We start from the raw sequence: 17723 nt of genomic DNA, 5'->3' as shown, positions 1-17723 counted from the left end.
TTGAATTTCTATAATAACTTACAAAGTTAAAATATTAACCCCAGTCAAATAAAGTTTTTCAATTTAAAAACTTTATTTGACTGGGGTTACAACTATATGTATAGTTAATATTTTAAATATTTACTTTACCTTATTAATATCAACATCTGGTTGCAAATTTTCTTTGTTAAACTCTTCTAAAGAAGGCATTTCATTTAGGTTAAGAAAATTAAAATGTTTAAGAAATTCATCTGTGGTTACATATATGATTGGTCTTCCCGGAACATTTTTTCGTCCACTTTCTTTAATTAATCTTTTTTCTGACAAAGTGTAAATTGCTCTATCACTTTTAACTCCTCTTATGTCTTCAACCTCCACCCTAGTCATTGGCTGCTTATAAGCAATTATGGCTAAAGTTTCAAGTGAAGCTTGAGATAAAGATTGCCTGACATTTATCTTTAATAGCTTTTGGACATATTCGCTATTACATGGTTTTGTAACAAGTTGATATTCATCATTAGTTTCTATAATTCTAATGCCTCTCTGCTCATGCTCATATTTTACTTTTAATTCATTTATTAACTTCATTGTAAATTCAATACTACATTCTAAAATATTTGCAATTTCCGTTAATTTTAATGATTCTCCAGTAACAAATAGCAACGATTCAATAATAGAATAATATATATTATTAGTAGAAATATCCTTACTTGCTAATTGTTTAATATTAAATTCATTCATATTAATTTACCCTTTCTAAATATATAGCTTTAAAATTGCTTTCTTGAAATACTCGTACACTCTTAATCTTAATTAACTCAAGTAATGCTAAGAACATAACAATAACTTCTATTTTAGATGAATAACCATAGATTAAGTTTGTAAAGTGAATCTTTCCAAAATGATTTAGCTTATGTTTTAATTCCTCCATTTTATCTTCTATTTTATATTCATCTATCAATATTTCTTTATTTACAATAATATCTGTATTCATCTTATTTTTATATTTTTCCATTAAACCATTATATAAATTATGTAAATCAAAAATTGTAATATTTTTTAGAAAATCTACCTCTTTAATATTCTGATTATCTTCTTCAATTATTTCAGGTTTTTTACTAATCATTATACCTGTCTCTTGTTCCATCACCTTCAAATTTTCAGCTATAGCTTTATATTTTCTATATTCCACTAGTTTGTCCATTAATTCCTTTTCCACATCATATTCATCCTCAGTACTAACATCTTCTTTATTTTTGGGCAACAAATATTTTGATTTAATTTCAATTAAAGTCGCAGCTATAACAATAAATTCTGATGTCATTTCTAAATCCATTTCTTTCATACTTCTAAGATACTCCAAATACTGATTCGTAATTTCAACAATGTTAATATCATAAATATTCATCTTATTTTTCTTTATAAGATGCAATAATAAGTCAAACGGACCTTCAAAATTAGTTACTTTTATACTTACTGGCATGTACACTCTCTCCTATATAAACAAATTATATAAAGAAATATTCATTTTACTTTAATTTCTTTATATCAAGTTTAATTTAAGTATAATATTAAAATATATAAAATGATACATTTTAAAAAAAATAACCTCTAAGCAAGTATTTGTTTGCTCAGAAGTTATTTTATTTACCTTTAAAATACATGGGAGTTAAATTGCTTTATCAAATAATTCCGTAAAATTATTTATAATGTTATCCCATACCCTAGATTTTTTAATATCTCTATCACTATAGATATTAATCTTGCCACATAGTTTGTTATCAACATATATTTCGCAAGATCCAATAACTACATTTTTTTTATAATCTTTCAACCCTTGTTTTAGAACAATTTTTTTAGTTATTATATTCTTATTACCTCTTTCAAGCGTTATAAGAAAATCTTCTTGTGCTTTAGCGATTAGAAACTTGTCACCCTTTTTATTTAAAATTATTTTTTCTAAATTTTGATCCTTCACTATTACCTTCTTAGTCTCAAATTTAGAAAAACCATAATTCATTAACATACTTGCATCACTATTTCTTATTTTAAAAGTTGGTGCACCCATAATTATTGCAAGCATTCTAACATTATTTTGTTTTGCAGTAGCTGATATGCAATATTTCGCTTCATTTGTAAATCCAGTTTTAAGTCCATCACATCCATTAAAAAATCTTACAAGCTTATTATGGTTTACAAGACCTATAGGCGCTTTCCTTCCCTGAGAAATAGTTTCCATGTATGTTGATGAATATTTTAATATTTTAGGATGTTTTAATAATTCTCTAGACATAATTGAAATATCATATGCTGTTGTAATATGTCCCTCTGCACTTAAACCAGTGCAGTTTTTAAAACTAGTATCTTTCATATCCAAACTTTTAGCTTTTGCATTCATCATATTAACAAAAGCCCCTTCACTACCTGCTAAGTACTCTGCCATTGCAACTGCTGCATCATTTCCTGATGCAATAGCAATTCCCTTTAAAATTTCTTCTACGGTTCTAACTTCACCGGTATCAAGTATCATACTACTTCCACCCATTTTTTTTGAGTTTTCGCTTACAGTTATCTTATCGGTTAATTTGATTTTACCAGAATCTACTGCCTCCATAGCAAGTAACATAGTCATTATTTTAGTCACCGAAGCTGGAGCAAATTTTTCACGAGAATTTTTTTCATATATTATTTTACCACTAGTTGGCTCCATTAATAATGCTGACTTTGCCTGAACGACAATTCCTTTATCATCTTTATTTTCTGCTTTAGCAGGCATGTTACAAAACTGTGTGGTAAAAATTAATGATAAAATTAAACATAATACATTTCTAAATCTTCTTTTCATATTTATCCTCCTCATAATCCTTTATGCTAGATGTAAATTCTTAAAAGTCATCTGCACTGCTTAAAATTCATAACATTATTTTTACCAAAACATATTGATATTATCACTATTTATCTATAATAATTAAAAAATTTATTTTATCCATAGAACAAAAATAAGAATTCATCTTTATTTATAAAGACAAATTCTTATTTTTCTCTGTTCACTTTATGATATGAAACCTAATTAATTTATTAAATCATCTCCTATGGAGCTGCAATATTAATATCTATGCTCTAGGAAAAGTGTTCTTGTAAATCTCTGATATTTTATTTTTCTTAACTACTGTTGAATAAACTTGAGTTGTGGACATACTATTATGTCCAAGTAGCTCCTGAACTGCACTTATACCTGCACCATTTTGTAATAAATGTACAGCAAATGAATGTCTTATTGTGTAAGAATTTATTGTCTTTTTTATGCTAGTGGTTTTAGCATATTCTTTGATTATTTTCCAAAAACCTTGCCTTGTCATTTTCTCACTTTTTGTGTTTAAAAAAAGTAAATTTAAGTTATTTACGTTTATTTTATATCTAATCTTTAAATATTCTGACATACAGCTAATCGCATGTCTACCTATTGGAATTATTCTTTCATTTTTTCTACCATTATTACATGTTATGTATAACGACTCTAAATTAATATCATATACTGTTAAACTTAAAAGTTCCGAGACCTTCATGCCTGTTGCATACATTAATTCTAACATTGCTTTATCTCTACACCCTTTAATTGTTAATTGATCTGGTTGATTTAATAATTCATCTATCTCCTCAATTGATAAAATCTGAGGTATATTCCGTTTGATTTTCGGTAGAGAAAAATAAGCTGTTGGATCATTTTGGGCAAGGTTGCTTTTAATAAGATATTTATAGTAATTTCTAATAGAAACAATACTTCTTGCTATCGAACTATTCGCTTTGCCTTCTTTTTTTAGATACTCAGAATAAGCCATTATTGTTATGTTATCAACTGTTTCCTGGGTTTCATTTCTATTCTCCGTGAAGTCAATGAATCGTTTTACATCTCTCGTGTAGGCGTCAATAGTATTTCTCGTCAACTTATTATTTTGTAATTTTTTTATATAAATTGTCAATAACTCATTCATAATTTCTCTCCTATATTATAGAGAATGTTAATATTTTACATACGTTAGACTCTAAAAAATAAATAAAATGTAAGAATATAATTATAAACTAATTTATAATTATTATCAACTAATTTGTAAACCATAACACTGTTTATATATCTCTTTGGGTTATTAATTAATCTTGAAAGTGAATAATCTACAAACTTGGGTAGAAAAATACCCATTACTATTAAAATAATAAAACATTTAATTGATAATATAACAAAATGGAATAAATCACCATGTTTCATTTAGTTAGACTTCCCAAATTATTAATAAGATTTTTAACAAAATAAGGTGCAATATATGATTCTATAATTATCCCTATAAACAAGAAACCCATTATTACAATAAATATTACGCTATAATATATTATTCTGCTAGATATACTACTTGTCCATTGTTTATTGAACTTGTTTCTTAATAACATTATAGAAAATTCCATTGATATCACCGATGCAAAAATAATGCATGGAATATAAATTAAATTTTGAGGTAATACCCCTAGTATTGCAATACCAATACCACTCTTTCCTAGCCCACTAATCATAAAACTAAAGGTAAAGCCAACTGTAAATCCTTTTAACAAATCAATAATCACAATAATTGGCAAACCCACAATAGTTAGCCCTAAAAACCATAGAAAAATAATTACTGGTAAATTGTTTTTTATTGATTGGAAAAATATTAATTTATAACTAATCCCACTTGTGTTTGAAGGATCAATAAAATTAATTAAATAATTCACTAAATCCTTGTGTTCAAATTCACCCATATATTTCACACTATAAATCCCTAAAATTATACCTGTAAATACACACAAAATACTTATAATATATAACCAATAATTTTCTTGTATATGTTTATTTACATTACTTATTAATGCGTTAGATGACATAATTTTTCCCCCTTTGTTAATCATTATATTTTTTTATAGCTACTCATAATATGTTATTAAAATTCACTCACGTTATATTCATGCTAGGCTTCACCTTATTTAAGATAAAATTGAGCATAAATAATTACAATATCTTAATTAATATTTATGATAACAAAGGAGTTTATATGCATATTTAGTTTAACATTAATAACCACAGTACAATTTTATTTAATCACCTCTTCTCTATAAATTTCACTATAAAAAAGAAGCTGCCTTTACAAATTACATATTTTGTGTTACAATACTTGTATAGAGGTGATTCAATATCAATATCAATACTAAAAAAATAGAAAAACTACCGAACAAAAAATTAACTACTAAACTTAATTCTAAGGAAGATTCAATTTCTAATGATAATTTAATTTACGATTCTTTTGAAGAATATCTTAATAACTATAATTCTAATTAATATTAAGGATGTAAGCTTTTGCTTACATCCTATTATTTTTCTTAAGCTTCCCTTTTAAACAAAATAAAAGAGCATCTATTAAAGACACTCTTAATCTATCCATTTAGCTAACCCTATTTTGTAATCTTAGCTTATCAGCAACCATTGCTATAAATTCGCTATTAGTTGGTTTACCTTTAGCATTATGAACGGTATAACCAAATATTTTGTTTATAGTTTCAACTTGTGATACCAACGGTTTCAAGGTTTTTAATGTAAAGTTAATAAAAATTTAAATCAATAAAGATTTTTCATTTTTATAGATGTATTCTATATATGTTTATACACTTATTTTAACCATAACTATCTTATAAATCAAGTCCTAAATTACAAAAAAGAAAAAAAGGTGTATCCTAAGCAATTAAGCCTAAGATACACCCTTTAATTTTATACTGCTGTTACTGGAACTACTTTTTTAACATATTCTGTTCCTTCAGCATCTACAAATTTGGGTTCTATTATTGTAGGAACAACTTCTGAAGCTTCTTTAACTACGGCTTCTTTTCCTGCATTTGCAATCCCTGCTAAAGATTTATTAAGTAACAATATATCTTCATCACTTAATTTTGTTCTCTTTTGCATTGTAGTTATAAAACTTGTTAATTTATCTGTTACAATTCCCATTCTGCCATCCTCTTCGAGGGCATCCCAAATTTTGCTTGCAAGCTTTTCATTCTTTGCTAAATTTACAGAACCTAATCTAGCTATTAATAATTTGATTACAAATGGAACTATTCCCACTGAAATTCCTACACTTAAAATTGGATATAAAAAACTTATTATTGTTGAAATCATTATTACATCTCCTAATTTTTATTATTTTATTTAATATTTATTTTGTATATTCTAAACAAATCCATCCAGTAAATTTACTTGTAACTAATTTACCCCATTTTTTACTAGAATCCAACTCTACATATGTAACCACATCACCCTTTTTAAAAGTCTTAATTATTGCTCCTGAGATTGGAGTTTGTCTACAATTTAATCCATTTGTTGCAGTAATAATCACCGTTTTTTTAAAAGCAAACGGTGTCGAGATCGTGGTATTAGGCAATTTACCTGTCAATCCTAAAACAATTGCATCCGACATCTTGTCGGCATCATATATATTCATATCATTTTTAGAATCCATAAAACAACATTCTACAAGTAAGCTTTTCATTTTTGTATTATGTATAACATATAAATGGCTACCATCTTTAATCCCTCTGTCTGTTAGTCCTAAAGAAACAAAATTCTTTAATATATTACTAGCTTCAGTAAATACTTTTGCATTGTAGGTATATATCTCTGTTCCAAAACCTCCACCACTATTCAAATGAATTGCTATATATAAATCTCCACCAATTCTATTAGCAGTATCAACACGATATGCTAGTGATTCAATAACACTATTTGCACTATCACATGAGACTATTATTACAGTATGTCCTAGTGCTTCAAGTTTGGATTTAACTTTATATCCTACCTCTCTAGTACATTCTTGTTCAGTTTTTCCATAACCTTGAGTCCCAGTATCAAAACCTTTAAGACAATGTCCCATATCTAATAAATATTTACTCATTAATAATTACCTCTCTTTCATATTTATAATAATAAAAGTATAATTGGTAGAAAATGTACTACCAATCCACCAATTACTGCACTTATAATACAACCATAAGCTGTATTTTTTAATGCATTATAACTTTTTAACGGTGCTTCTTGAATTAATCCAATCTGCGTGTTTGCTTCTTTTACATCTATTGTCAATTTATCGGTGGTTAATTTTAAAGTTTCTACTGCATACTCTGTCTTTACTGTTTCTTTACTATTTGTCTCTAAACTTTCTGTAACTTTAGTAAGATTTACTGCAATACTTTTTAAAGAATCAAATATCTGTTCAAAATGGATTCTATTCTCTGAGTTATTAGTTATTATTAAAGCCACATTATTATTAGTTACTTTACTACCCTCTTTTAATTCCTCATAACCTTTTTCTAAATAGTCGATTCTCTGTTGATTTATACATATTTTACACTCACCTTCCATATCATCACTTCCCCTCCACTTTATTTTTTTGCATTAAAAAAGACACTATTTCTAGTGCCTTACATTTATATATTATGTTATAATACTTTACGAATTTTAGAAATCTAATTTGTATTAACTTAAGACACCCTATCACTAGAGTGCCTTAATTGGTCATAGTTTTTTAATCCGACTATTTTAATCGTAGGATTTATTAGTGATATTGTACTTACTTTAACTTTTTAGACACTATAAAATTTGCACTTGTTGTAGTTGCTGGCAAATATGCAATAGTATCCTTTGTAATATTTTCTACACCCGTGAGTGAATTATATCCCCTGTAACCAGAGCCATAATCATAAGCAACCTCAACCATATATGTATAGTTAGGGTCTATATTTAAAGATTTATCACCCCACAATGATGACATACACCAAAATAGTGAACTTGTACCCTTTGTTCCTACATATGTTTGTGAAATACTAGGAGTTCCTCCGACGTAATAAAACTGCTCTTGAGACACAAATTGCCAATTTGAGGTACTTAACTTAGTAGCCGTAGAAAGCGCCTTTACACTTTTAGTACTTGTTACGTTTGTTGTGCTTGCAAATGCAGGCATAGAAGTACATATTAATAGACTTGAACACATTAAACCCATTAATAATTTTTTACTAAATTTTTTTAACATAGAATATTTCTCCCCTGTATTAGATGGCCATCTAATAATTATTTTAGCTATACTTATATAATTCTATATTTATACATAATATCCTCTTTTAATTAAAAATATATTTTTATACCTTTAATTACTTTTATTTCTTATATTGAATTTTATTGAGCAACAGTCCTTTAGACTAAATAATTTTTAATTTATCTTTATCTAACAATAATTGTACTCCTGCTCTATACTCTTCAGGAACTTGTATCTTTCCTTCTACTAATTCCATTGTTCTATATCCTACACCTACTAATTTATAATACATGTGAACCATCTTTATATCACCCCTTTAGCTTTTAATGCTTCTGTCATATTTGCTAACACTTCCATAATAATTATTTGATTCTCATTAATTTCTTGATTGGTTGGTTGTGGTGTTTCTGAAACTATAGGGACTACTTTTATAGGCTCTGCTGAATTATCTATCTCTTTTATAATAGCACCACTAGGTAGTGTTGCTGATTTATATATATTATCCATGTTGTTACCTCCGATTTTTTTTATTTCTATAATACTATATATGAATTTTCAATTTCTATATTTTCTGGATTTAGATTGGAATGTACTTCAACTAATAAACTAGAATTGAAGTATATTGGTTTAGCTGATCTTACAATACCTGCTGTAGAAGTGGTTGAAGGATAACCTAACATTGGATTTTGAATATACAAAAGCCCATTTCCAAATGGTAGAACAAGATCAAGACTATTATACATATTTTGAAATAATTCCTCACAAGTGAATCCAGTAACCGACATGCTACTGCCACTACTGTTGTTGCAAACAACTTTTACTACCCCATCTACGGTTATTCTAATACCGTGCATACTACTACCACTACACCTTATTAAGCTTTTCTTTAAAAGACCTTTACCAGTTATTTGTAAAGCAGTCACATATGCTTGTCCACTCACATTACAAGTAACAAGAGCGTTAGTAATTGTATTACTAGATGCTCTATCCCAATTTATAGGTGCGTTAGCAACTAAAGAACTTGTATCTGATTTTACACTTGCAACATTTGTAACAATTGTCGACTCATTCGCTTTTATTGTTGTAGTATCTGCTTTAACTAAATCTAGTGTTGCTTTATCTGCAATATATATTTCTCCTGCCATTGTTAAACCACCGCCTTTATATATAATATTCCGTTATTAATTCCTAATTGAAAAATCGTTCCTGTAGTATCATCAACTGTATCTACATTTTTAGAAGTTGTTTTAGGATGTTCAATAATCCACCCAGTATTATTTGCATTTCTTTCTCTCATTTCTATATTAATTGTTACGTCTGATATATCAGCCATTTATACACACCTCTCTTTAAATTATTTTATAATGTCATTTCTTAAGATCTCATCTATTTGATTAAACTGGTTTAATGTATAGTTTCCCATTAAGGACACCCATTGTATAATTCGTACCAGTATTAGGATCATTCATTAGACCTAATCTAGTCCAAGGATTCCAAGTATTATCAATGCCTTTGCGAAGACTAAGATAAGGTATTCCACCACCATTAGTAGCCGTAGAATTAAAAGCTAGTTGGTAAGAAGCATCACCCGTACTACTTGTTGTGCCATCCCAAGGAGAAAAAGTAATAACACCTGAATAATTACCTCCACCATCTGCACTACCTGCGTTAGCAAAATCAACACGTACTTGATGTGGAACGGAGTTTGGTAGCTTATTGCTTGCATTCCTATCACCATCGGGACAATTAAAACGATTAGAAGAATCGGAATTATCAACTATCCCATTACCATCTTTATCATAAACACTTTTCAGCATGTCCCCAGTTCCTGAACCTGTTAACCCTTGAATACCTTGTGCACCAGTATCTCCCTTGATACCTTGAATACCTTGTATTCCCTGTGAGCCATTTGAACCATCAGTCCCTTTTATACCTTGAATACCTTGTGAACCACTTGCGCCTGTAATTCCAATATCTCCCTTTAAACCTTGTATTCCCTGAATACCAGTTGATCCAACAGAACCTTGCAATCCAGTATCACCTTTTTCTCCCTTGATACCTTTTTCTCCTTGGATTCCTTGACTACCTTGTATGCCTTGTATTCCTTGCTTACTTAAAGGAATATTATTTACTCCATCTCCAATAAAAACTTCTCCAGTATCAAGACATAACGCAGGTTCTGCTTCTAGTAATATAGGTAAATCTGCCTTCAATTTATATCTTTTAAGTTGTATAGTTCTTATCAATCACCTCACCCCCTAAACTTGTTTGAACCAAAAGTCTATTGATTTTGGCGTTGTAGGTGCTGTAGTACCTTTATAAATTTTAGGAATTGCAGTTATTTGAGTCTGTAAATTTCCTGCAATATCTCCACTTAACTGTGATTGAATTGCATTAAACCATGTATTAAATTGTGATTGAAAACTTGATTCACTTGCTGACATTGCTGTTGTGTATCCATTAGTTGTTGTTGCATACCAACTATCATAAGCTAACTTTTTAGCAGTTGTCCATGTCGCAAAATCACCATTATAGATGTTTTGTTGAGTATTAAACCATGCTTGATATTGATTAAAAATTGCTGAAGTGTCGGCTTGAATAAGTGAATTTACCCAACCACATAAAGAGGTATTCATTCTTAAATCTGTAATATTAGTTTGAGAAATAAGAACTGCTCCTTGCCCTATGTAAATATCTGCTATTCCTAATTCAAATAAATCAGCATCCCTTTGTAAAACTGGGGCTACTGCTACACTTGCCATTGTTCCATTTTTCACTACTGTACTTATAAGTCTTCCTACAGTATCAAACCTAACAACGATTCTATCAATTCGGTTTAGAACTCCATCGGCTATTGCTATAGGCAATGTTAAATCACCATCATTAAAATATTGATAACCGTTAATCCAAGCTTTACCTTATTTAACGGTTATTGTCATATTGTTATTATTTATAACTTGTAAATTTGTGCTTGGGTTAGGAAACACACCATTTGTAAGCAGACTATTAAAATAATCTGCAAAATTTGAAGCTTTGTATTTTCTATCTCCTGCCACACTATTAAAGAAACTAGATTTCTCCATACCACCACATCCTCTCTATTTTATTAATTAAAAACTACCCCCGTCTATATTTGTTATAGTTGTGTTACTATTCCCATTACTCCCACTACTATTAGATTGTAATTTTAATTTTTGTTTTATTTTATCCATAATTGTTGGGATGTTATTACCAAAAGTAATATTAATGCTTAATCCATTCTCTTCATATACTTCCTGAATTTCATTAATTCTGCTATCAAAGGTTATGCCCCACTTTTTAGAAACAATAGTAATAATATCTCCTAGGTTATAATCAGTTTTATAAGTTAAATTTGAATTAAGATTTATTTTACTATCAAATGTTTGAATTTCTTTTGTTAATGCAAGTGTTTCATTTCCTTTTCCACTTAATAAAAGGTTATAGTCAACATCACTCATAACTGTTGAAACACCATTAATATCTTCTGTATTTGCTAAACTTTTCTGGTCAGCAAATACTTCAAATCTATCTAAGCCAACACTATCACCTATAGTAACTAATCTTCTTTCAGATCCCTCACCAATACCACCAACTAATACTAAATTTTTATAATTATTAAGACTATCTACATACTCTTGTTCTAAAATATTGTCATATTCTTTACTAAAAATACATCTTGGATTACTAGATTGATTAACAGATCTATCTAACCCTTTATACACTTCAAAAACTAACTTTTTACTATTAATATCAAAATTTACTCTATGTCCCAAATTACTTATATTACTTAAATTTTCAAGTTCGTCAGATAAATTGGCATAAGATACTTGATAATCAACTGTCTCTATAAAACCATTTAAAGTTCCCAACATCATATTATGTATTATTCTACTTGTATTGATTGGACTTATACAGTTATCTGTTACTAAATTCCTCATCGCTAACTCGGCTGTTATATTAAATACTTCAGTTCCCCAAATAATTCTACGATTAAAATAAGAAGTAAGAAACTTGCCTTTAATAACTAATATTTCTTTACCTTCTGTATCTTGCTTAAAGTTTCTATACTCAATATATCCTGCTTCCACATCTCCTGTTTTATAAATAATATTTCCTCTTTCTAACATTTTGAGATTTTGAGGAGTTAAATCACAATGTAACTCAAACTCGCCACTTTTATAATATCTTCTTGTCCATATTAACGATGTGAAACTATCTATCATACCAATAAATTCTAAATTTCTATTAAATACATATATCTCCACTTTACACCCCCAAATATTGTTGCTGATAATATATACTAACTTCAAGATTATCTATTCCAGTATCGGAATTATATCTAAATAAATTATCACCAACATCTAATTGTAAAAATGTACTTTGGAAATCTATATAATTAAAAATATTTGTAGTAACTCCATCTAAAATAGAATCAACTTTTTTAGAACCAAAATATGTTGATATTGAAATAACTTCTCCTGCAACCATACCTTTATTAATTTTAATATACTCACCAGTATTAACATTCAATATATTAGGATTAGTTAATGTAGCAAGTGCTTTAAATTCTATTCTCATTCCACATTCAACATCACCACTATTTAATATATTAACTATAAGACTTAGTTCTCTATGTCCTATTTCTATTCCACCAACTACAAGTTCAAATCCATCACTTCCATCTTCAGAAAATGAAAAATCACCTTTCCATAATGCTATTTCTTCCTTATCCTCAATAAGATCAGTCCAAAATGGATTATTTGCAGTTAAACTAATTAAGCCATTATAAACTCTATTACTATTTACAATATTAAAGAAAGGTATTTTATTTATAATACATTTTACTTTTCTTTCATTAATATTATTTTTATAACAAAGCCAACCTTCACCATTTTTAGGATTCAATATTTTGATTACTTTATTTTTATATCTTTGAAGTTCCTCTTTTGTATTACCAACTAAAGCAACTTCCAAAGATATATCCATTATATCTAGGGTATTTCCTAAATAATTTTTCCCATCTTGATTCATACTTTTACTACTATAAATATTCACATTTCCACTTTGCGTAAAACTTTGTAATAAAAAAGGGGCTGAATTAGTTAATACCAACTCTTCCCCTAAACTATTTATAAATGTTATTGTTTTTGACAATTTTAACTCAGCTCCTCTCTAAAAATTAAATGCTAATTCTTGTTGTCCTCTTTTGGATTGTCTTGCCAATTCACTTGCACTTGGGACTGGTACATAAAAATTTTGTGTAATAGCAGTATCACCCTTTCCACTGTTACTATTAGCTAAAACTCCTTGTGCAACTTGTTTTGCAGTCTGTAAAACCAATGCTTCACTTGCTTCGTGATTATAAATTCTACTAGCTTTTGGTAAGTTGTAAAGTTCATAACCATGTTCGTGCATTGTGGTTAATCCACCTTGATAATTATTCGTGCCAGTATAATTTTTATCATATCCTCCGACTATTCCATTTGCCATCTTTGTTACAAAAGTTTTTACTCCTGGCTCCCATTTATCCCACCAATTTTTCATTTTGTCCCAATTAGTGAGAATATCTCCTGTAGATGTATCTACACTTTTCGTTATATCTTTATTCATACTAGTTACTTTTGCGACAGCTCCACTTCGCATTGCTTCGGCATGTTCAATGGTTTTATCTTTCTGGTTTTTTGCGTCTGCTATTAATTTAGTAGCTTGATCAGCTGTTATGGAATGACTTTCATCTCTCATCTTAATAATAGCTTCTACTGATTTAGTATATTGGTCATCTGCACCTTTAACTACTCCATCCCTCTGTTTATTTGCGTTTTTGATTATTTCTGAAGCTTGTTCAGTAGTAATTCTAACACCATATGCTTTAATTCTCTCTAGTATAACTTTTGACTCAACATCCGATTCACTCAAAGTTTTAATTCCATTAACTTTCATTTTATCTTGAATGGCGTTTATTTTTTGTTGGTCAGATAAAGTTAATGCTCTATGTTCATCCGAAGCCTTTTTAACTATTGCTTGTATCTGTTTAATATAATTATCTTCAACTGTTTTCTTATCTACATTATCTTGTTTTAATTTTGCTAATGCTTTTTCCTCTTCTGTTTTACTCAGTGCACTACTTTTATTAAAGAATGCTTCCATAGTGGTATATTCTGTGTTATATCTAGTGTCTAAATTCGCTTCAACTTTATCTGCTAATCCCTTATACTGTATAACTACTTCTGTTGCATTTTTAGCAGTTATACCAGTCGAGTTAACATATAAATCTGTTAAACTTGCTGTTGCTTTAGTGTCTAAATCCATATATGCACCAACGGCTTTCTTTGTACCGTCCGATATTGTTGTAACTACGGTGCTGTAACTTGCACCCATACCATTGTTTGCACCATTCACACTGTTAGCTGTTGTAACTACTTTATCTGCGAATAAATCAACTGCTGGAGTTGCTTCTTTATTAAGTGCATTTTTAATAAGAATTCCTGTGCCAACAACTGCACCAATTGCCAAAATATAAGGTGCTAACGGAATTAAAACTGCTCCAAATGCTGTTCCTAATCCTGCTAATCCTGTACTTGCCGTTGCTCCTGCGACGCCTACACCTGCTGTTGCTGTTGCACCTATTCCTAGTGCTGTACTTGCAGTTCCTAAAACCCCTGATATAGCACCAAAAGCCGTTGCTAATTTACCTACTATTACTATAGTTGGCCCGATTACTGCGACTAATCCTGCTATTTTAATTATTGTTCCTTGTTGAGCAGGTGTTAGTTCATTAAATTTATCAGCTAATTTTTGTACTACTACAGATATTTTTTCAATCACTGGAGTAAGTGCATCTCCCATTTTTATACCTGCATTTTTAAGTTCATTAAAAGATTTTGCTAATCTAGTACCTGCTGTATCATTTACTTTTGCAAATGCTTTGTCTGTTTCACCTGCACTTAATCCCATAGATTTAAGCATTTCATCAAATTCTTTACCTGCATTGCCACTTAATAATAAACCTGCTTTTCCTGCTTCTACAGATCCAAACATATCTGTTAAACTCTTACCATTTTTCTTGGCATAATCTGACATAATATTAAGTATATCACCAACACTTTTTCCACTTTTAATTAGTTCGGGAAACGATTTTCCTGTGGCTTTCTCTATTGCTTTAGAAGCTACTGTTCCACTTTTACCCATTTCATTAAAAGCTGAATTCATATATGTAGTTGCTTCAGCAGATTTTACACCCTTAGAAGTCATAATTGCGTATCCTGCACCTAATTGTTCTAAAGATATACCATATTGGTTTGCCGTGGGAATAATCATACCCATACTTTTCGATAGTTCTCCAACTGTAACTTTACCCTTATTCTGAACTTGAATTAACACATCAGAAATTTTAGCAGTCTCACTTGATTTCATTCCATAAGAATTCAATATTGTTGTTAGCAAATCAAGTGAATCTCCTGCTTCTGCATAACCTGCCTTGGCTAATTTAGTAGAATTGGTTACAAAGTTTACTGCATCTCCTGTACTTTGACCTGCTGAAATAGCATCATAAACGTTATTAGCAATCTCAGTACTGGCAATTCCAGTATCATCAGAAAGTTTTAATATTGCACTTCTTAAAGTTCCAATTGGCATTTGCGTATTATCACTTATTGTACTAACTTTTGCCATACTTGCTTCAAAATCCATAGATAACTTACCTACTGCAACACCTGCCCCTAGAATTGGAACAGTTAAACTTGTAGACAATTTTTCACCTGTTGTAGTCATAGAAGAACCAACTGCTTTTAATTTTGTCGATGATTCTGTTAAAGAAGTACCAAGTTTAGTCCATTTACTATCTTGCACTGTTATTTCATTGGCTGTTGATTTTAATTGCTTTTCTAAATTATTAGCAGACTTTTCTGCATTATTCATCTTAATTGTATTATTATCAAGTGCTCTCGCATTGTTTGCTATCAAACTATTACTATTGCTATACTCGGCTTTTAACTGACTTAATTCTAGTGCTAATTTTTTACTTTCTTCACTATCCTTGCCAGTGGCACTAACACTACTATTATGTGCTTTTGTAGCTTCTTCCAATTTAACTCTTAATGATTCATTAGCAATTACATTTTTATCTAATGTTAATTTTGATTTTGCTTGTGCATCAGAATATAAAGTAGTTTTGCTTTTAGCAAGTTCTAATTGCTGTGTTAACAATTCTTGTTTAGCCTTTAATTTATCTGTAGCAGTCCCGAATTCTCCAAGTTTAGAACTGGCACTTGCAAACCCACTTTGTACTAAAGTCATTTGGCGATTTATACCTGCAACCTGTTGCTGGAAAGATTGTGATTCCATCGCCAGTTTTATGTTCAGTGAAAGTTCATCACCCATTTATTTTCCCTCCTCTCCATCTAAAAGATAACATCATCTATAAATGCTAATTTATTTTTTTCTTCCTCATCTTCAATTCCATTTACTTTTCTATGTATGTCATAAAGTGCAAACAACTTACGAGGATTTGATTTCCAAAATGTTACTTCTGTTAATCCAAGTATTGTACAATGTAAATAATAAAACCACGCAAAATCCCAATTGTCGGAATTTTCGTGGTCATCTATTTTTTTTCGTCTATTTCCTCATCTTCATCTATTTCTTTAGTTTCTGGCATTGATTTATTCATTAGTGAATATATCACATCTATGTATTCTACTATTTTATCTGCATCTATTAATTTCCCTATTTGATAAGGTGTATAATGTTCGTCTTCATTTTCAATACAACTATTAATTCCACAACATACGAACTTCTTTAAGTCAGTAATTTTCACACCACCATTGAACTTACTTAATGCTATACTTATATCACCATACATTTCTTGTAATAAATCATACGTATTGAAATCTATAGTAATTTTATGTTCACCATCTAATAATTCTATTTTACTTTCTCTATTTTTTATATATTTTGCTTTCATAATTTCCCTCCTAAATTAATTAATAAAAAACTTACTAATAACCATTTAAGGCTACCAATAAGTTTTTACTATTTATATTTCTATACTTCTGTTGGTTGTACTGCTACTGTTGTAAACCAAGTTGTAGCTGTTGTTGCTTCAAAATCTTTAGCATCTTCGTCAGCAATCAGTCTGTATGCACCATCGAATTCACGAGCATAAAAAGTTGCCTTCAATTTTGCAGTTTGATCTTTTAATTTATCCTCAGAAGATTCAAATGTATCTTCCGTAATTTCAAAACTGCCTTTATATAGCCATACATACATATACTTACCATTAGATTTTTTAGCCTTAAAAGCCATTGCAACTGTAGGAGCAATATCATTCTTAGTCTCTATAAGAACACCTTTAACAACTTTTGAACCTTGTAACATTGCTCTTGATTCAATTGATAATTGATTAACTTCAATTTCAACATCTATACTATCAAATGCATTAACAACTTCCTCAATTGTGTCATCTGAATAAAGTTTTGTTTGAGTTGTCTTTGGTTTTAAAGTAGCTTTTATACTTCTTTCTAGTTTTTTAGGAACTTCATAAGTTGCCCCTACGCTTGTATCTGTAAGCAATTGTGCAATTGTTATATCTTTTAGTCCTATTAATCTACTCATTTTTTT

At 29.4% G+C, this 17723-nt stretch carries 21 protein-coding genes and 1 pseudogene; all 22 read right to left on the bottom strand.

Annotation, left to right across the window (positions count from 1 at the left end):
- Nucleotides 1-120 precede the first annotated feature (120 nt).
- Nucleotides 121-720, bottom strand: a complete 600-nt coding sequence (gene scpB, locus LL038_RS03590) for an SMC-Scp complex subunit ScpB (protein WP_216120003.1) — start codon at nucleotides 718-720, stop codon at nucleotides 121-123.
- Between the two features lies 1 nt (nucleotide 721).
- The gene (locus tag LL038_RS03585; RefSeq protein WP_216120004.1) at nucleotides 722-1462 is read right to left on the bottom strand and encodes a segregation/condensation protein A; all 741 of its coding nucleotides are present in this window, start codon (nucleotides 1460-1462) and stop codon (nucleotides 722-724) included.
- A 186-nt stretch (nucleotides 1463-1648) separates the two neighbouring features.
- A complete protein-coding gene (locus tag LL038_RS03580; protein WP_216120005.1) occupies nucleotides 1649-2824 on the bottom strand; it encodes a D-alanyl-D-alanine carboxypeptidase family protein in 1176 nt (391 codons plus the stop codon).
- A gap of 268 nt (nucleotides 2825-3092) precedes the next feature.
- Entirely contained in the window at nucleotides 3093-3971 is an 879-nt protein-coding gene (locus tag LL038_RS03575; RefSeq protein ID WP_216120006.1) for a tyrosine recombinase, read from the bottom strand.
- A gap of 268 nt (nucleotides 3972-4239) precedes the next feature.
- A complete protein-coding gene (spoIIM, locus tag LL038_RS03570) occupies nucleotides 4240-4890 on the bottom strand; it encodes a stage II sporulation protein M (RefSeq protein WP_216120007.1) in 651 nt (216 codons plus the stop codon).
- Between the two features lie 554 nt (nucleotides 4891-5444).
- Nucleotides 5445-5567, bottom strand: a pseudogene (locus tag LL038_RS03565) (sporulation initiation factor Spo0A C-terminal domain-containing protein); the annotation flags it as partial.
- A 200-nt stretch (nucleotides 5568-5767) separates the two neighbouring features.
- Complete coding sequence (locus LL038_RS03560) at nucleotides 5768-6175, bottom strand: hypothetical protein (RefSeq protein WP_216120008.1); 408 nt, start codon at nucleotides 6173-6175, stop codon at nucleotides 5768-5770.
- A 37-nt stretch (nucleotides 6176-6212) separates the two neighbouring features.
- Entirely contained in the window at nucleotides 6213-6947 is a 735-nt protein-coding gene (locus LL038_RS03555) for an N-acetylmuramoyl-L-alanine amidase (RefSeq protein ID WP_216120009.1), read from the bottom strand.
- A 23-nt stretch (nucleotides 6948-6970) separates the two neighbouring features.
- Nucleotides 6971-7414: a hypothetical protein gene (locus LL038_RS03550; protein ID WP_216120010.1), complete on the bottom strand. Its 444-nt coding sequence runs from the start codon at nucleotides 7412-7414 to the stop codon at nucleotides 6971-6973.
- A gap of 208 nt (nucleotides 7415-7622) precedes the next feature.
- Complete coding sequence (locus LL038_RS03545) at nucleotides 7623-8081, bottom strand: hypothetical protein (protein ID WP_216120011.1); 459 nt, start codon at nucleotides 8079-8081, stop codon at nucleotides 7623-7625.
- A gap of 166 nt (nucleotides 8082-8247) precedes the next feature.
- Nucleotides 8248-8385 carry a CD1375 family protein gene (locus tag LL038_RS03540; RefSeq protein ID WP_216120012.1) on the bottom strand — a complete coding sequence of 46 codons (138 nt, stop codon included), beginning with the start codon at nucleotides 8383-8385 and terminating at the stop codon, nucleotides 8248-8250.
- A 2-nt stretch (nucleotides 8386-8387) separates the two neighbouring features.
- Nucleotides 8388-8591 (bottom strand): hypothetical protein, encoded by a 204-nt coding sequence (locus tag LL038_RS03535; protein ID WP_216120013.1) that lies wholly within the window; start codon nucleotides 8589-8591, stop codon nucleotides 8388-8390.
- 26 nt (nucleotides 8592-8617) lie between these two features.
- A complete protein-coding gene (locus LL038_RS03530; protein WP_216120014.1) occupies nucleotides 8618-9229 on the bottom strand; it encodes a hypothetical protein in 612 nt (203 codons plus the stop codon).
- Between the two features lie 2 nt (nucleotides 9230-9231).
- A complete protein-coding gene (locus tag LL038_RS03525) occupies nucleotides 9232-9417 on the bottom strand; it encodes a hypothetical protein (protein ID WP_216120015.1) in 186 nt (61 codons plus the stop codon).
- A 61-nt stretch (nucleotides 9418-9478) separates the two neighbouring features.
- Nucleotides 9479-10330, bottom strand: coding sequence for a collagen-like protein (locus LL038_RS03520; protein WP_216120016.1), 852 nt, complete (start codon nucleotides 10328-10330; stop codon nucleotides 9479-9481).
- Nucleotides 10331-10342: 12 nt separating this feature from the next.
- A complete protein-coding gene (locus tag LL038_RS03515; protein WP_216120017.1) occupies nucleotides 10343-10951 on the bottom strand; it encodes a hypothetical protein in 609 nt (202 codons plus the stop codon).
- 51 nt (nucleotides 10952-11002) lie between these two features.
- Nucleotides 11003-11167, bottom strand: a complete 165-nt coding sequence (locus LL038_RS03510; protein ID WP_216120018.1) for a hypothetical protein — start codon at nucleotides 11165-11167, stop codon at nucleotides 11003-11005.
- Nucleotides 11168-11194: 27 nt separating this feature from the next.
- A complete protein-coding gene (locus tag LL038_RS03505) occupies nucleotides 11195-12370 on the bottom strand; it encodes a siphovirus ReqiPepy6 Gp37-like family protein (protein WP_216120019.1) in 1176 nt (391 codons plus the stop codon).
- Between the two features lies 1 nt (nucleotide 12371).
- Nucleotides 12372-13259 carry a phage tail family protein gene (locus LL038_RS03500; protein WP_216120020.1) on the bottom strand — a complete coding sequence of 296 codons (888 nt, stop codon included), beginning with the start codon at nucleotides 13257-13259 and terminating at the stop codon, nucleotides 12372-12374.
- Between the two features lie 18 nt (nucleotides 13260-13277).
- Nucleotides 13278-16484, bottom strand: a complete 3207-nt coding sequence (locus LL038_RS03495; protein ID WP_216120021.1) for a phage tail tape measure protein — start codon at nucleotides 16482-16484, stop codon at nucleotides 13278-13280.
- Nucleotides 16485-16707: 223 nt separating this feature from the next.
- Entirely contained in the window at nucleotides 16708-17067 is a 360-nt protein-coding gene (locus LL038_RS03490) for a hypothetical protein (protein ID WP_216120022.1), read from the bottom strand.
- Between the two features lie 80 nt (nucleotides 17068-17147).
- On the bottom strand, nucleotides 17148-17717 hold the full coding sequence (locus LL038_RS03485) for a major tail protein (RefSeq protein WP_216120023.1): 570 nt from the start codon (nucleotides 17715-17717) through the stop codon (nucleotides 17148-17150).
- Nucleotides 17718-17723: the final 6 nt, after the last annotated feature.

Origin of the sequence: Clostridium estertheticum, assembly GCF_026650985.1 — a bacterium.
GTDB lineage: Bacteria > Bacillota > Clostridia > Clostridiales > Clostridiaceae > Clostridium_AD > Clostridium_AD estertheticum_C.
This window is presented reverse-complemented; position numbering and strand designations above follow the sequence as displayed.

Bases quoted from the DNA above. Each gene is read 5' to 3' on its own strand.
- scpB (WP_216120003.1), bottom strand. From the start codon at position 720: ATGAATGAATTTAATATTAAACAATTAGCAAGTAAGGATATTTCTACT.
- LL038_RS03585 (WP_216120004.1), bottom strand. From the start codon at position 1,462: ATGCCAGTAAGTATAAAAGTAACTAATTTTGAAGGTCCGTTTGACTTA.
- LL038_RS03580 (WP_216120005.1), bottom strand. From the start codon at position 2,824: ATGAAAAGAAGATTTAGAAATGTATTATGTTTAATTTTATCATTAATT.
- LL038_RS03575 (WP_216120006.1), bottom strand. From the start codon at position 3,971: ATGAATGAGTTATTGACAATTTATATAAAAAAATTACAAAATAATAAG.
- spoIIM (WP_216120007.1), bottom strand. From the start codon at position 4,890: ATGTCATCTAACGCATTAATAAGTAATGTAAATAAACATATACAAGAA.
- LL038_RS03560 (WP_216120008.1), bottom strand. From the start codon at position 6,175: ATGATTTCAACAATAATAAGTTTTTTATATCCAATTTTAAGTGTAGGA.
- LL038_RS03555 (WP_216120009.1), bottom strand. From the start codon at position 6,947: ATGAGTAAATATTTATTAGATATGGGACATTGTCTTAAAGGTTTTGAT.
- LL038_RS03550 (WP_216120010.1), bottom strand. From the start codon at position 7,414: ATGGAAGGTGAGTGTAAAATATGTATAAATCAACAGAGAATCGACTAT.
- LL038_RS03545 (WP_216120011.1), bottom strand. From the start codon at position 8,081: ATGTTAAAAAAATTTAGTAAAAAATTATTAATGGGTTTAATGTGTTCA.
- LL038_RS03540 (WP_216120012.1), bottom strand. From the start codon at position 8,385: ATGGTTCACATGTATTATAAATTAGTAGGTGTAGGATATAGAACAATG.
- LL038_RS03535 (WP_216120013.1), bottom strand. From the start codon at position 8,591: ATGGATAATATATATAAATCAGCAACACTACCTAGTGGTGCTATTATA.
- LL038_RS03530 (WP_216120014.1), bottom strand. From the start codon at position 9,229: ATGGCAGGAGAAATATATATTGCAGATAAAGCAACACTAGATTTAGTT.
- LL038_RS03525 (WP_216120015.1), bottom strand. From the start codon at position 9,417: ATGGCTGATATATCAGACGTAACAATTAATATAGAAATGAGAGAAAGA.
- LL038_RS03510 (WP_216120018.1), bottom strand. From the start codon at position 11,167: ATGGAGAAATCTAGTTTCTTTAATAGTGTGGCAGGAGATAGAAAATAC.
- LL038_RS03495 (WP_216120021.1), bottom strand. From the start codon at position 16,484: ATGGGTGATGAACTTTCACTGAACATAAAACTGGCGATGGAATCACAA.
- LL038_RS03490 (WP_216120022.1), bottom strand. From the start codon at position 17,067: ATGAAAGCAAAATATATAAAAAATAGAGAAAGTAAAATAGAATTATTA.
- LL038_RS03485 (WP_216120023.1), bottom strand. From the start codon at position 17,717: ATGAGTAGATTAATAGGACTAAAAGATATAACAATTGCACAATTGCTT.